The organism is Microbacterium sp. CPCC 204701 (assembly GCF_004010105.1).
In the GTDB taxonomy this organism is placed as follows: domain Bacteria; phylum Actinomycetota; class Actinomycetes; order Actinomycetales; family Microbacteriaceae; genus Microbacterium.
On sequence record NZ_RRYE01000042.1, the window covers coordinates 1 to 15224 of the forward strand.

At 69.5% G+C, this 15224-nt stretch carries 7 protein-coding genes and 1 pseudogene; 4 read left to right on the plus strand and 4 right to left on the minus strand.

Annotated features, from left to right (window positions below; genetic code table 11):
- Window positions 1-412 (plus strand): nucleotide-binding domain containing protein (locus tag EIO58_RS05065; protein ID WP_274543189.1); only part of this gene is annotated, 412 nt, incomplete at its 5' end.
- 59 nt (window positions 413-471) lie between these two features.
- Window positions 472-1314 (plus strand): MerR family transcriptional regulator, encoded by an 843-nt coding sequence (locus tag EIO58_RS05070; protein ID WP_240658579.1) that lies wholly within the window; start codon window positions 472-474, stop codon window positions 1312-1314.
- A gap of 528 nt (window positions 1315-1842) precedes the next feature.
- Here EIO58_RS05070 and EIO58_RS05075 read toward each other — a convergent pair.
- Window positions 1843-10974: a CshA/CshB family fibrillar adhesin-related protein gene (locus EIO58_RS05075; protein WP_240658582.1), complete on the minus strand. Its 9132-nt coding sequence runs from the start codon at window positions 10972-10974 to the stop codon at window positions 1843-1845.
- 255 nt (window positions 10975-11229) lie between these two features.
- On the minus strand, window positions 11230-12738 hold the full coding sequence (locus EIO58_RS05080) for a response regulator transcription factor (RefSeq protein WP_127818586.1): 1509 nt from the start codon (window positions 12736-12738) through the stop codon (window positions 11230-11232).
- Between the two features lie 151 nt (window positions 12739-12889).
- Here EIO58_RS05080 and EIO58_RS05085 point away from each other — a divergent pair, with 151 nt between their 5' ends.
- A complete protein-coding gene (locus EIO58_RS05085) occupies window positions 12890-13546 on the plus strand; it encodes a histidine phosphatase family protein (protein WP_240658580.1) in 657 nt (218 codons plus the stop codon).
- 52 nt (window positions 13547-13598) lie between these two features.
- Here EIO58_RS05085 and EIO58_RS05090 read toward each other — a convergent pair whose 3' ends face one another.
- On the minus strand, window positions 13599-13802 hold the full coding sequence (locus tag EIO58_RS05090) for a hypothetical protein (protein WP_127818587.1): 204 nt from the start codon (window positions 13800-13802) through the stop codon (window positions 13599-13601).
- A gap of 99 nt (window positions 13803-13901) precedes the next feature.
- Here EIO58_RS05090 and EIO58_RS05095 point away from each other — a divergent pair, with 99 nt between their 5' ends.
- Window positions 13902-14171 (plus strand): hypothetical protein, encoded by a 270-nt coding sequence (locus EIO58_RS05095; protein WP_127818588.1) that lies wholly within the window; start codon window positions 13902-13904, stop codon window positions 14169-14171.
- A 32-nt stretch (window positions 14172-14203) separates the two neighbouring features.
- Here EIO58_RS05095 and EIO58_RS05100 read toward each other — a convergent pair.
- A pseudogene (locus EIO58_RS05100) lies at window positions 14204-15224 on the minus strand (beta-galactosidase small subunit); the annotation flags it as partial.

Here is a 15224-nt window from a genome sequence, read left to right on the forward strand (position 1 = left end):
CGGGACGCTGCCGCTCGGCGGTGAAGCGCCGGCCGCCGCGGCGGACCTCGCGGTCGAGACGCTTCGAGCGGGCCGCGGCGTCGTGCTCACCTCGGACGACGCCGACACCTCGGCGGCGGACGATCGACCCGTGCTCGAGGCGATCGCGGAGGCCGCGGCATCCGTCGTCTCCTCCGTCGTGCGCAAGAACGCGAGCCGGCGCGTCATCGTGTGCGGCGGCGACACGTCGAGCCGCGTCACGCGGCTGCTGGGCGTCGAGTCGCTGTCTATCGCCGCGAACCCGTGGGGCAACGTCGTGCTGCTGCGCGCGCACGCCGCCGACCCGGCTGTCGACGGAGTGGAGCTGCTGCTGAAGGGCGGTCAGGTCGGCGAAGACTCGCTCTTCGCCGACGTCGCAGCACTGGGAGCGTGAACGGGATGGATCGGGGTCTGCATCGTAAGTGGCGCTGCGCTTGACCCTGACACTGTGTCATGGTCGACGTGGCCAGCACCATGTACACCATCGGAGAGTTCGCCGCCTTCGGGCGCGTCAGCGTGCGGATGCTGCGTCACTACGACGCGATCGGCCTCCTGCTTCCGGCACACGTCGACCCGCACTCGGGATACCGCAGGTACGCGAGCACTCAGTTGCCGCGGCTGCTGCGCATCGTGGAGCTGCGGGAGCTCGGCGTCGGCCTCGACGAGATCGCCGCGGTGCTGGATTCTGATGACGAGAGCGTGCTTCGTCGCGTGCTCGCGAATCGACGCGCCGCGATCGCAGCCTCGATCGACGCGGAAACCACACAGCTGGAGCGCATCGACCGGCGTCTCTCCCTCCTGGAAGGACACATCGCCATGACAGAGAACGTGCAGTACCGCCCGGTGGACGCCGTCACCGTCTACGCCGCAACGGGCATCGCCCCAGGCGGCGGCCCCGAGAACGTCAGCCCCGTCATCGACGCGGTCATGCCGAGGCTGAATGCGGCGCTCACCGCCGCCGGACGCGAGATCATCGAGCCCGGCATCTTCTGGTACGAGTCCGTGCCCGACTCGGACGACCTCGCCGTCCACATCTCGTTCACAGCCGAGCCGGTGCCGCAACCTGGGGCGGGGTACGAGGTCGTCACGCTGCCAGCCGTGGAGACGATGGCTGCACTCATCCATCGCGGCGACATGTCGGGGATCGGGGAATCCTGGTCGCGCCTGATGGAGCGCGTGATCGAGGAGGGTTACCGCATGACGGGGCCCTGTCGCGAGGTGTACCTCGAGGCAGACGGCCACGAGCCCGGCCCCCACTGGGTGACCGAGCTGCAGGTGCCTGTCGAGAAGGCGTAGCCGGGCATACGGCGATGGGAGCCGGTGCGTACGAGTGATCGGCTCCCATCGTCCCGTGCCCGCCGATCTCGACGATCCCACCGGGGCGGATTCCGCCATCGAGGGTGAGAGGATACGGCCGCGTCGGGTGCGGCGCGTCCGGTGACGGAGCGACCCTGGCACGCAGTGTTCGGCGACGCCCTCATGACCGGGACGCTCACCTCTGCACAGCACGACGCGATCTTCCGGGGGCGCGGCGAACCGCCGACCGCGGCCGCGACCCCGACGGACGACTCGATCATCGATGGCGCGATCGACGACGGTGCGATCTGTCGCACGGCTTCGCGGCGGCAGAACCCGGGTCGGCGCCGCCGATCGCCGAGTCCACGCCGGCGTCGGGCCCGGTGCTCGTGGTGTCGGGCAGCACCGACGACGCAGCACTCGGGCGCTGAGGGCGGTCGGGCTCGCCGCGCCCGAGTGCGTCGGCCGCGGCACGTGTACTCCCCCGGCCGCGGAGGCAACGGGGGAGTCCACGTCGTGAGCGATGCCTCAGAACCGGGCGGGGCCACCTGCTGCGGTCTCGGCACGGCGACGCCGCGTGATGAGGTGGACGCCGGCGCCGAGGATCAGCAGACCGAGCCCGACGCAAGCCGCCGTCCACGCGATGTCACCGCCTGTCACCGCGAGGGGCGGAGGCGGAGTGAGCTCGTGACTCGTGCACAGCGGGCTGCCGGGAGCACACACCGGTTCTTCGCCGGTGATGGCGATGACGTTGCCCAGGGTGTGGTTCCCCTGCTCGCTGTACGCCTTCCCGACCACCGTGTATGTGACCGTGATCGTGGCGCCGGAGGCGATCTGCCCGGCGACGCGGAGGGTGTCGCCGTCCAGCGTCGCGCCCACCGCACCGTCGGACGAGTCGGGTTCACCGCTCAGCGTGGCGTCGTCGAGGACGTCGACCAGGTGGTCGGTGTAGTCGATCGCGGCGGGCGCGGCATCCGGGTTCGTCGACACGTTCTCGAACGTGAGCGTGTAGGTCACCGGCTCCCCCTGCGGCAGCGTGGTGCCCGAGGCCGGGTCGGACGATTTCGACGCCACCACGTTCGAGACGTGGTTGACCGTGCAATCGGCCCGCTCGCCGTCGGCCGGCTCACACGTGGCCGGCGGCTCCTCACCGGCACCGACGAGGACGTTGCCGAGACGGTCGTCTCCGCGCTGGCCGTCGGGGTTCACTGTGACGGTGTACGACACCGTCACCACCTGTTCGGGCTCGAGCGCACCGGTCACCGAGAAGCGACCGTCGACGACATCGGACACCGTCAGCGCCGCATCGCTCGCCACCGGAGCGGTCGTGATAGCGGCGTCGTCGAGCACCAGAGTGAGGACGTCGTCGCGGTTGACGGGAACCGCCGCCTCGCCGGTGTTCTCGAAGTGGAGCGTGTACGTCACCTGCTGTCCCGCCCGGACTGTCGTGCCCGAAGCCGGATCGACGGTCTTCCAGTCGTCCAGCTCGCCGATCGGGTGCTGCGTGGTCGGCGGGTCGAACGGATCGCACTCGGTCTCGCAGTCCGGACCCGGCTCGTACGGCGGCACATACGGGGTGAGGACGTTGCCGGCGATGTTGTCGCCGCGCTCGCCGTCTGCAAGCACCGTCACCTGATAGGTCACCGTCGCCGTCGCGCCCGGAGCGAGGTTCCCGGTCACCCGGATCTCCTGCGCCTCGAGGTCGAGCGCCGCGGTCACGCCGTCGCCCTCCACCTCGGGCTCGGAGGTCACCTCGGCGTCGTCCAGCACCGCGGACAGATCGTCCGTCGAGTCCACGGGACCCGGCGCCTGACCGTCGTTCGTGAACGTCAGCGTATAGGTGATGACCTCACCTGCGTTGACGCCGGCGCCCGACTCGGGGTCGGACGACTTCGACGGCGTGATCGACGGCAGCAGCACTTCGACAGGCGGCGTCGGCGGGTCGCAGATCACGCCCTCGGCGCATACCGGAGACGCGACGTTCACGAGGTCGTGGTCACCGAGGTTCGTCACGGTCACGGTATACGTGATCGTGGCCGTCTCGCCTGCGGCCAGCGCGCCCGACCACGACAGCGTCGGGGCGCTGAACGACGGTGCTGCGAGCGCGTTCCCGTCCGAGTCGACGGCGATCGCGTCGTCGTTGTACGTCGCGTCGTCGAGCACATCGCTCATGTCGTCCGACACGCTGGCGGGGGTGTCGGCGGTGTAGCCGGCCGCCCCGTCGCTCGTCACGGTCACCGTGTAGGTCACGACGTCCCCGGTGTTGACCGCATCGACCGGCGTCGACGACTTCGAGACCGAGAAGTGGCGGATCGGGTTCTCCGTCGACGGGCAGTCACCGGCTGGGCAGGTGCCGTCCCCGTTGCTGAGGACGTTGCCCAGCACGTGGTCGCCCTGATCGGCGTACGCGTTCACGGTCACGGTATAGGTCACCGTGACCTCCGCGTCGATGGCCAGCTCGCCCGTCACCGACAGTTCGTCGCCGGCGAGGGTCGCCGTCAGCCCCGGCCCGGCAGTGGGGCCGGCGGTCAGCGTGGCGTCGTCCAGCACATCCGAGAGGTCATCGAGCGCGTCGACGGTCACGGGGGCTTCCCCGGTGTTCGAGAACGTCAGCGTGTACGTGACCTGCCCTCCGGCATCCACCGCCGTCCCCGATGCCGGATCGACGGTCTTGTCCATCACGAGCTCGCCGACGGGGTGCTCGGTGGTCGGAGGCACGAAGGGCGGACAGTCCGCCGGTTCGCAGTCCGCCGGGGGCTCGAACGGCGGCACCTGCGGGGTCGCGACGTTGCGTGCGACGTTGTTGCCGCGCTCGCCGTCCTCCCCGATCGTGACCTCATACGTCACTGTCGCGGTCTCGCCCGGCGCGAGCGGACCCGTGATCTCGATCGTCTGCGCGTCGGCGTCGAACACCGCGGTGACGGAGTCGGCGTGCGCGGCGTCCACGACCGGATCAGAGGTGACCGTGCCGTCGTCCAGCACATCCGACAGGTCGTCCGTCGTGTTCACGTCTCCGGTCGCCTGGCCCTGGTTGGTGAACGACAGCGTGTACGTGATGACGTCGCCGGCCTCGACACCGTCACCGGAGACCGGGTCTGACGACTTCGAGGGGACGATCGAGGGCAGGAGCACCTCGACGTCGGTCGGCGGGTCGCAGATCTCTGGCGCCGCGCAGACGGCGCCTGCGCTGTTGAGGAGGTCGTGGTCGCCGAGGTTCGTCACCGTCACCGAGTACGTGATGGTCACGACTCCGTCCACCGGCAGGGCACCCGACCACGCGAGCGTGGGCGTGGTGAAGGCCGGCGCCGGAACCAGCGCTCCATCGGCCGCCTCGGCTTCGGCGTCGTCGTTGTAGGTCGCGTCGTCGAGCACGTCTGTCATGTCGTCGCGCACGATCGCGGGTGCGTCGACCGTGTAGTCGGCCGCGCCGTCGTTGGTCACGGTGACGGTGTAGGTCACGACATCACCGGACTGGACGCCGTCGACAGGGTCGGCCGCTTTGTCCACGGTGAGGTGGCGGATGGGATTCACCGTCGACGTGCAGCCCTCCGGCGGGCACGAGCCGTCGGCGTTGCTGAGCACGTTGCCGAGAATGTGGTCGCCCTGATCCGCGAAGGCGTCGACCGTCACGGTGTACGTCACCGTGAGCGTGTCGCCGACCGGCACCTCACCGGTGACGGCCAACTCGTCGTCCGCGAGCGCGGCGGTCAGCCCCGGATCGGCGGTCGGGCCGCTCGTCAGGGTGGCGTCATCGAGGACGTCGGTCAGCGTGTCGACGGCGTCGACCGCGGCGGGGGCCTCGCCGACGTTCTGGAACGTCAGCGTGTACGTCACCTCTTGGCCGGCGACGACGGTGGTGCCATCGGACGGGTCGACCGTCTTGTCCATCACGAGCGCCGCAGCCGGGATGCGGACGAAATCGCACGCGGCATCGGGATCCACTGCGTCGTCCTCCGGGACGCAGGCCCTGTTGAGCAGGACGTGGTCACCACCGGTCGCGTCGTAGACGACGGTGTAGCTGATGTCCACCCACTCGCCTGCCGCGAGCGGACCCGACCACGTGACCGCCTCGGCGTCGGGGTCGAAGGAGGACCCGTCGGCCGGCGTCAGAATGTCGCCGAACGCGCCGTCATCCAGCACCTCGCCGAGATCGTCGGTCATCGTGGCGGGAGCACTCTCGCTGAAGTCGCCGGGGCCGTCGTTGGTCACCCTGACGGTGTACGTCACGGTTGCGCCGTCAGAGGGAAGATCCGTGGTGTCGGAGGTCTTCGTGATGGTGAGCTTCGGCAGTTCGGCCTCCGCGAATCCGCAGACCTCACCGGTCACCGGGTCGGTGCCGTCTTCGGTCCGCGCGTCACAGACCGGGACGTCGGTCGGCGGCACACCGGGATCCGGCGGTGTCGAGGGCTGCCAGGCGACGTTGCGAACAGTTCCGTCACCGCCGGGCGCGAGGGTGACGGTGTAGGTGATCGTGACCGTCTCACCCGCGGCGATCGGACCCGTCCAGGACAGGAACGACGGTGCCACGAAAGCCGGATCCGCGATAGCCGAGCCGTCAGATGCCTCGGCGGACGCGTCGCCGTTGTAGGCGGCGTCGTCGAGCACGCCTGCCAGGTCGTCGAAGATCACGGCGGGCTCTTCGCTGGTGTAGTCCGCCTCGCTGGTGTTCGTCGCGGTCACGGTGTACTCGATCTCGTCGCCCGGGCGCGAGTCGGCCGTCATCGTCGAGGTCTTCTCGATCTCGAGCGACGGCACGGGTGGCGGGCATCCGGTGACCGTCTGCGGCAGACCGAACTGACTGACCGCGCCGGCGGGGAGCGAGAAGCCTCCCGTTCGCAGGCCGGGGTCACCGGTGCTGTCGGGGTCGTCCACCACGCTGAGGGAGGCCGCCGCGTGATTGGCGACATACATCCTGCCGTCCGGGGCGCGGCGGATCTGACCGCCGATCCCGCCGATGCTGCCGACGTTCTCCTCCGTCGCCTTCACCTCGGCTCCGGTGGCAGCGCCCTCGAGGTCGTAGCGGTACAGCTGACCTCCGCCGAAGATCTTCGTCGCGTAGACGAAGCGACCGTCAGGCGAGAACTCGGCGTTGTAGCCCATCCCGCCCGAGCCTGCCGTCACCGGCAGCGACCACTCGTACTCCTGGAAGAGCTGGCCGGTCTCGGCGTTGAACTGAAGCACCCGCACAACGGTGGGCTGAGTCCCCGTCTGACCACCGGTCCCGGCGACGAACCCGGCGGACATCGCAGCCACAAGGGTGTAGTCCGCGTTGAACGCGAGTGATCCGTATCCGTTGAGGTGGTTCGAGGGCATCACGCTCGTCACCGGCGCGCCCGAGACGGGGCCGTTCGCCCCGAACTCGTACGCGAGGACGTTCGGGGAGTTGTTGGTGTAGGTGAGCACCCAGAATCCGGTGCCGTCCGCGTTCGGCACTGCGGTGATCGCCTCCGAGGCCGTGCCGGGCGCACCGAGGGGGACGTTCTTGACGTCGGTCACGTCTCCGAGCCCGCCGTTCAGGGTCATGTCCACGACCGAGTACGTCAGGTTGCCGTTCGGCGCGCTTCCGACATCGGTGCTCGTGGTGACGATGAAGAACTTCCCGGGCTGGCCGAGTGCGGGGAACGCGGCGACCGTCTGGGTCGCGGAGCTGTTGCCGAGCAGTCCCGTACCGTTGGGCATGGGGTTGCTGTTCCGGTCGAACACCTGCTGCCCGTTGCTCCAGAACTGAAGCGTGCCCGCGCTGTCGGTGACGACCGTCGAGCCCTCCACGGTCGTCCGCTCACCCAGGAACGGCGTCGCCGTCGTTCCCGTCACGCCGAAGTCGATCGCACCGTTCGCACCGAAGAACCAGTATCGTTCGGTCGCTCGGATCTCGGCGGGTACGCACGTCGCGGGCGGAGGCAGGTCCGCAACGGTGACGGCGTAGTCTTCGACTTCGCCCGCATCCGCCACGCCGGTGGCAGCGGGTGCGGCGACGTCGCCCGCGAACAGGCGGAATCGGGCGAACGTGTCGGTGAGCGTCGTCCCCGCAGGGAACGTCATGTCATACGGCTCGGTTCCGGATGCCGCGGGCACGGGGACGACGACTCGCTCCGCGTCCTGGAACGCGCCGTCTCCGTTGAGGTCGATCCACCCGGCGAGCGTTGCGGCGCTCGGGGTGCCGTTGGTCGCTGTGACGCTGACCGTGGAGCCGGCGCCGGGAAGAATCTCGATCGGCTCGGTGATGCCATCCTCATCGGCGAGACGGTTCGCGTCATCGCCGGTGGCGTCGTCGGTCGGCTGACCGTCCGGATCGAAGTCGATCCCCTCACCGAGGAGCAGGTCGGGCACGATGGTGTGGGTCGCGCCGTTGACGGCGGTGCTTGTGCCGTAGGCGTCGGGCGCATCACCGAAGTCCTGGCACGCAGGCGGCTCGATGCCGATATCACCATCGCCATCCAACGTGAAGCCGGCGTTGCTCGATCCTCGCCAATTCACCTCGAACGAGTCGCGAGCCTCGAGGACAACCTGGAACCGGCTGACGGGGTCGCCGCTGTTGAGCCCGTGGCCGACGAAGGCCACCGACCCGCCGGACTCCACGATTTCGACGCGGCTTCCCTGGGTGATGGCATACGCGGCCAGATCATCCGCGGCCCACGTGCTCACCTCGTCCGTGGTGTCCGGCGTGCCGTCCATGTCATTGATCGTGAAAACCGCGTTGATGTCGATCGGGTCGGTCGTACCAGCCTGATAGAAGCTATAGCGAATCGTGGCGTTCGAGAGGACGTTCCAGGCCGGGTCATCTCCGGCGGCGCGGAAGAATCCGGTCGGACTCAGGGTTCCCGCCGTCACCTCGACGACCATGTCGATCGCGAGGCCATCGATCACCGTGACGTTCTCGTAGCGCGCGGTCGATCCCACGCCGCCGGAACCCGTCCGGTCGACCGGTGCGGAGAAGGTGAATGCGTAGTGCTCCACGCCGGTCACCGTGCAGGTGTCGGGCTGGATCAGCCGCTCCACGAGCACTCGGTAGTCCTCGACCTCACCATCGGGCGCAGGGCCCGTCGGACTGGCGATGGATGCGGCATCCGTCGAGTAGCGGACTCGGACGAAGGTCGAGATGTCGGCGGGGTTCACATCCTGCGCGAACGACACCTCGTTCGTGCCCGCCGTCACGGGCTGCGCGTTCGCGACGCGCTCGTCTTCGGTGAAGGCGCCGTCCTGGTTCCAGTCCACCCACGCGCTGACGTACCCGTCAGCGGATGCCTCGACCTCGAGCGTGTTCTCGATCGGCTGGAGAGACACAGGGTCGAGCCCGGTCCGCAGGGTCGGGTCCTCGTATCCGAGCTCGGAGTTGAACACCACGCCGTCCTCGTCGGCGACGCCGTTCGCGTCGTCGCCGTCGGCGGCGTCGGTCGGCTGGCCGTCGGACTCGATGTCGATCGATGCACCGAGCATCACGGGTGCGCTGTTCGCGTCCGTGTCGAAGCCCGGGATGGAGTGACGCGCCCCGTCTTCGCCGAGCGAGGTGCCGAAGGTGTCGGGAGCGTCACCGAAGTCGATCGGAACGGGCGCGAGATGGCAGCGAGCGCCATCGTTGAGCGCGGACGGCGGACCGTAGGAGAAGAAGTCGGCGTCGCCTGCAGCGGGATCCACACGCCAGATCTGGCCGGTCTGGTTGTTGGACCCGTAGATGTACCCCGACGCGTCTGCGTACACCGCGCCGAACCCGTTCGAGGCGATCACGCCGTCTGGAGCAGTCAGCGTGCCGAGGCTGCCCTCGTTGTGCAGCGTGCCGGTTGCCGTGTCGAACCTCAGGAGCACGGTGTCGGTGGCCGGAGTCATCCGCCCCAGCGAGTACAGCTGGCCCTCCGTCACGCTGAAGGCCCAGTCCGCGACCGCGCCGTCGACCGGCATCGGCTGGGTTCCCGAGTCGATCACCGCGAAATCCGCGTCCGGCGCGACGTCGATCGAGTACCACTCCAATGTCGAGCTTCCGGCGCCACCGGCTGCAACCCAGAGACGTCCTTCGTCATCGAACTCGCCCGTGTTGATTCCTCGGTTGGGAGTCCAGCCGGTCGGCAGGCCGAGTCCGACGACCGAGCCTTCTGCGCCGATGCGCACGAACTCGTCGCCGATGTAGTCGTACCCGTACATGTAGCCATCGAGCGGGTTGAACGCCACACCGTTGACCGTGCGACCCTCGAGCGCCGCATACTCGGTCCAGCCACCGGTGACCATGTCGACGGCCCGGATGGACGTCGGTCCCGTCTGAGCGGCGGGGTACTGGAACAGGTAGCCATCGGGCGTGCATGAGAACTGCGAGAGCTCGATGAGCGTGACCGGGTGATCCTCGACCTCTCCGGCTGTCGTCACTCCCGTCGGGGATCCGACCGCCGCGGCGGTCGCCCCGATGCGCAGCCGCAGGAACGTCGCCCCGGGGAGGACGTCGTCCGGCATGGTCCAGCTCAGGGACGCGACCCCGCCGGCGCACTCGACGACGCTGGAGCGTTCACCTTCGTCGAAGGCGCCGTCGCCGTTCCAGTCGATCCATCCGGCGACGAAGCCCGGTCCTGTGCACGCCACATCGTCGAGCGTGTAGGAACGACCGGGGGCGATCTCGACGACGGCGAGGGGAGAGATGCCGTCATCGCTGTCCGCATCGGCGGCCGGGCCTGGCTGCGATCCCTGCTCGGAGGTCACGGCCGCGCCGAGGCGGGTGGCGGGCTGACCGACGCCGCTCAGCGGCTGACCGAAGAGCGTGGACTGCCCTTGAGGAACCGTCGGGGCGCTGAACGCCGGTGAGTACACCGAGCCCGCGTCGCCATAGGACGACGGCGCGTCGCCGAAATCCGTGAAGAGGACCACACCGAGCGCGATCGCGGAGCGGCCCGCAGGAGAGGTGACGGTCGCCACGGCGGACGACGCGCCCTCCATGAACGCAACGCCGGTCGGAAAGGCGTCACAGCTGCGCGGCGGCGACCCGGCGAACCGCATCGTCTGCCCCGTGCGCGTCACGACGGCGTCCATCGCGCACCCCGCAGGGCGGTAGCGATCGATGATGCGCCAATCGCCTCCGGCGGGGATCGTCGCCTGAACGTACTCTCCGTTCGCATTGAGGCTGGCCTCGGCGTCGGCCATCACCAGCCCGGCGAGCGGCACCGGCACCCCGTCGAGGGTGACGTCGCAAGTGAAGTCGAACGTCACGGGCGCACCCGCAGCGTAGTTCGCGAGGCCCGAGATGAGCTCGTTGCTCGTCCCCGTGCCGCCGACGTTGTACATGTCGTCGAGACCGTCGCCACTGAAGTTCCCAGGGCGATGCACGATCAGACCCTCGCCGCCGGATGGCGCGCCGATGGTGCACGTCGTGGCCAGTGTTCCGCCGGCGAACTCCCGTGTGTTCGTGTGCCTGAGGCCGGCGGCCGGGATCCGCTCGCCGACCGCGCCCCACTCGAACCAGTCGATCGCACCCTTGTAGAGGCCGGCGCCGCCATCCGCGAACCGCAACGGCGAGATGCCCTGGCCGATCGCCGTCTCGAGTCCACCCGTTCGGCCGCTGAGCGCCGTGCCGGCCGCGGGCGCGTTCTGCAGCCCGACCGAGGCGCCCATTCGTGTGCCGCTCCACGCGACCGCATCGGAAGCAGCTGCGGGCATGACGGCGGTCATCAGGCCCGCCAGCATCGCGGTCACCGCGAGCGCGGCCAGACCGGCCCTCCCTCGTGGTGGTCGCCGATCCCTCGACACACGATCGTTCCGCGCCCGGTACCGCTGCATTCTCCGCCCCCCCGAATGGCGCCGCCATGCGTTCGGCGCCGAGCTTTGATGTGACACAGGTCGCTTCCAGTCAATTCCCAGGAAGGCGCTGAGGGGAACGGCCCTGGGTGATTTCACCCCTTGATCCAACCGATCTCACCCCGGGATGAGATCGCGGGTGACCTACTCGAACCGGCTCGAGGCGATGCGCAGTGCCTGCTCGCGACCGCTCGCACCGAGCTTGCGATAGAGGGCGCGCAGATGCGTCTTGGCGGTGTTCGGCGATACATGCAGCGCCGCCGCCACCGCCTTGATCGAGGTGTGCTCGCGGAGCGCTCCGAGCACTTCGCTCTCGCGCGGCGTGAGAGTCGCACGCGGCGGCGGCGCGGCGTATACGTCGGGCAGCGAAGCGGGGTTGAACCGCAAGTGGCGGGCGACGCCGTCTCGCACCTCCGGCGTGCCTTCGACCAGAGCGTCGAAGGCGTGCGTGTGCTCCATGGACGAAGCGAGTGCGCGCAGCGACTCCACGTCGACGGGGTCGCCCATGAACTGGCCTGCGCTCACCTGCAGCACGCGCCAACTCGCCAGGAAGTGCACGCGACCCCCGGTCAGCTGCTTGGCCTCCGCGAGGTGGGCGAGCGCCCGCTCCCGCTCGCCCTTGAGCAGATGCAGCCGCGAGCGCGATGTCAGCACCGACCGATGCGCGCTGCTCATCCCGCGCGTCTCGAGGACGTGCTCGGCCGCCGGAAGATTCCCGAGCGCCTGATAGAGGTCAGAGAGATCCGCGCGCAGCTGGTCGCCGGCCATCGACCCCGGCCGGGTTTGACCGCGATCCGTCAGGAGATAGTCCTCGACCTCATGCACCATGAGGTCGCGATCCCCCCAGTAGAGGGCGTGCCTGGCGCGGAGGTGCACGCGCATCCACGACAGCTCGCTCGTCGCGTCGACACCGCTCGCCTCCGAGACCCGGATCTCGGCATCCCGTCGATTCAGGCGGCCGATCGCGATGAGCCCGCGGACGTAGGCAGCGGCCTCGTGCCCGAATCGCTCGTCGACCTCGGCCGAGGCGTCGCGCTGGAGCTCGCGGTCGGCCTTCGCGTAGTTGCCGGCGACGGCGTAGCCCAGAGCGAGATGCCGTGCCGCGACGCGCTCGAACGGGTGACCCGGGCGCATCTGCGCCCATCGCTTCGCCTCGGCGTACGAGGCGATCGCCGTGGACACGTCACCCGCGAGGAGCTTCGCGGTCCCGGCACGCAGCAGCACGGGAGCCAGGACGTCGTGGAATCCCGCGCTGTCTGTGGCGTCGTCGATCGTGGCGAAGATCCTGGATGCGGTGTCGCTGGCGTCCTCGACCCGGCCTGCGGTCACCAGATGACGCAGAGCAGCGGTGAGCAGGCCGAGCCGGTCCCGCGTCGCGGGGTTCGGCTGCGACTGCACCCACTCGCGGAAGAGCGCGAGCTCGCGGTCGTCGACGAGTCCGAGCGGCTGGCGGGCACCTCGCACGAGAGAGCGAGCGAGGAGGTAGCGCGGGTGCGCCCGCAGCCACCGCTCCGGAACGGCCTCGAGCGCGCGGCGCAGCGCCTCGGGGTCCTGCAGGAGATAGGCGAAGAACCGGTCGTCGACGACTGCCGCAAGGTCGTCCCAGCGCTCGTCGCGGGTGATCGCCTCGAGTTCGCCGACGACGTCGCTCACGCTGCGCCCCTGCATCTCACGCTCAGTCCGTGCCCCCCGGTACGTCCCACTCTTGAGTCCACCCTCACTCTACAAGGACGCAAAAAGGGTGAGGCCGGCATCACCCAGGGGTGAGGGGCGGGCGCCCGCGCCGAGACACTACGGTTGCCATGTGGCCACCGATGATCCTCTGCCCGATCGTCCCGCCCCGGACGCCCCGTCCGGGAAGCTGGTGCTCCTGCGGCACGGCGAGACCGAATGGTCGAGACAGGGTCGGCACACCGGACTCACCGATATCCCGCTCACCGCTCGCGGGGAGAGCCTGGCCCGGAGTGCGGGCCGGCTCGTCGCCGGCTACGACTTCTCGCTCGTCCTGGCCTCGCCGCTGCAGCGCGCGCAGCGAACCGCCGAGCTGGCGGGTCTGCGCCCCGAGATCGATCCACTCCTCGTCGAATGGGACTACGGCGGCTACGAAGGGCGCACGACCGGCGACATCCGTCGCGAACTCGGCTACGACTGGAGTGCATTCACCCACGGCGTGATTCGCGGGCGCACGCCCGGAGAGACGGTGGAAGAAGTCGCCGCCCGAGCCTCGCGCGTGCTCACACGCGTGCTGCCCGCGATGGCGCAGGGGGATGTCGCTCTCGTCGCGCACGGGCACTTCCTGCGCATCCTGACCGCAGTGTTCCTCCGGCTGGCGCCGCGGTTCGGCGGGCAGCTCAGCTTGGACGCCGGATCCGTGTCGGTGCTGGCCTTCTACCGAGAGCAGCCGGCCATCCTCTCCTGGAACCACGGGCTCGAGCTGCCACTCGAGCCTTCGGAATCGTGACCCGTCCCAGCCTTTGCGGCGGACGCCGCGTGCGACCCGCAGCCGGAGTGGCTCACGCTCCGCTCGTCGGCGGGCTGTCGAGGCCGTGTCGCCCTGGTCGCTCTGGTTCTGCGGCCGTCGCCGGCCTGACGGCGGAGGAGTCGTCGACCCCACCGGTGTCGGGGTACTGCGGCTCCTCGATCTCGACCGCCATGTCGCGCTCTTCCTGCGGCGGCAGATGATCCAAGGGCTGCTTGATGTCGTCTGGATGGCTCATGGATGAAGCCTCTGCCGGCGACGCGGCATCTGGGAGGGGCTTGCCATCCGCGGACCGGCATGATCCGCGGGCGGAGTGGACGCAACCCATAATGGACGCATGTCCTCTTCTGTCGAACGTCGTTCCAACCCGACTGCCTGGGCCGCGTTCTGGTTCGCGCTGGCCGGCCTCGTGCTGATGCCCATCCCACTGTTCATCGGGCTGATCGTGGGCGGCGGCCTCTCCATCATCGCCGCGATCCTCGCCGTGATCGCTCTTCTCAAGGGACTCGCGCGCAGCGGCAAGGGCATCGCTCCCGTCGTGTTCGCCGCGATCTTCATCGCGCTCACGTGGGGCGGCATCTCGATCGGCGGCGGCACGATCTGGTAACCACGCACCGGTCGTTCCCTGCACTTCGACCCTCAGCGCGTTCCGAGCCACACCCTCCACGATGCGCTCTCGCGAGGAATCCGGTACTGCTCGGGCAGGGCAGGGCCGACGGATGCCGAACCCAGGCCCTGCTGCAGGTGGTCGATGTTGAGCCACACCCGCCCCGAGTCGACGAGCTCGTGCGGTCGGGCTGCGCGGTCGAGGTCGTGTGAGGTCCAGCGTCGCGCGGCGAAGTCGAACTCGGGTCGCCCCTCCACCCGCAGCGTCGGCAGACCCTCGCCGGCGACCTCGAGCCAGCGCGTCTGCACGTGGTTGCCGTTCTCCTGCGGCACCGGGTAAGGCACCTGCAGCTCGTCGATCGACCGCGAGAAGCGTCCGACGCGCGATCCCTCGTACGAGTCGACGTAGGTCTCGCCGGCGCCGCGACCGAACCACGTGACCCGCTCGGCGGCGCCCGGCATCGCGAACAGCAGACCCAGCCGCGGCACCCAGATGTCGCGGTGCATGTAGGGCGTGTCCGTCCACGGCCCCACGAAGTCCACCTCGACGTCGAGCAGCAATCCGCCGCCGCCCGGCTGCCACGTCATCGTCCACACGACCCTGTGCGGGTGTGTGCGGGGCGCCGTACGGCCACGAACCCGAAGCGAATCCTCCCCGATCGACACCTCGTCGACCCGGTGCAGCAGCCGGTGCAGCATCGTCTTGCGCCACACCGACGCGATGTTGTTGGCATCACCTTGGCCGTGGTCGTTCTCGGTCGGCGCGCGGTAGAGGTCGAGCGCCGGCCCCTCGAGATCGAGATCGCCGAGCCTCACGAGGCGTCCGGTGGCCCGATCGAACGCGCCCGGTCCGACCCGGACCACGCTGTCCGCCCCGCCCGGCGCCGTCGCAGCATCCTGTCCCTGCCGTGACACGGTCGCCCCGGCGGTGCCGCGCCCGTTCCGCGCAGCCTCACCGGAGCCGACGGCCGCCGCCTCGTCGGCGACGTCCGCCTGCGTGGCTCCCTGCCTTGACGCGACGCCGGCTCCGGCTGCGGCATCCGCATCGCCCCCC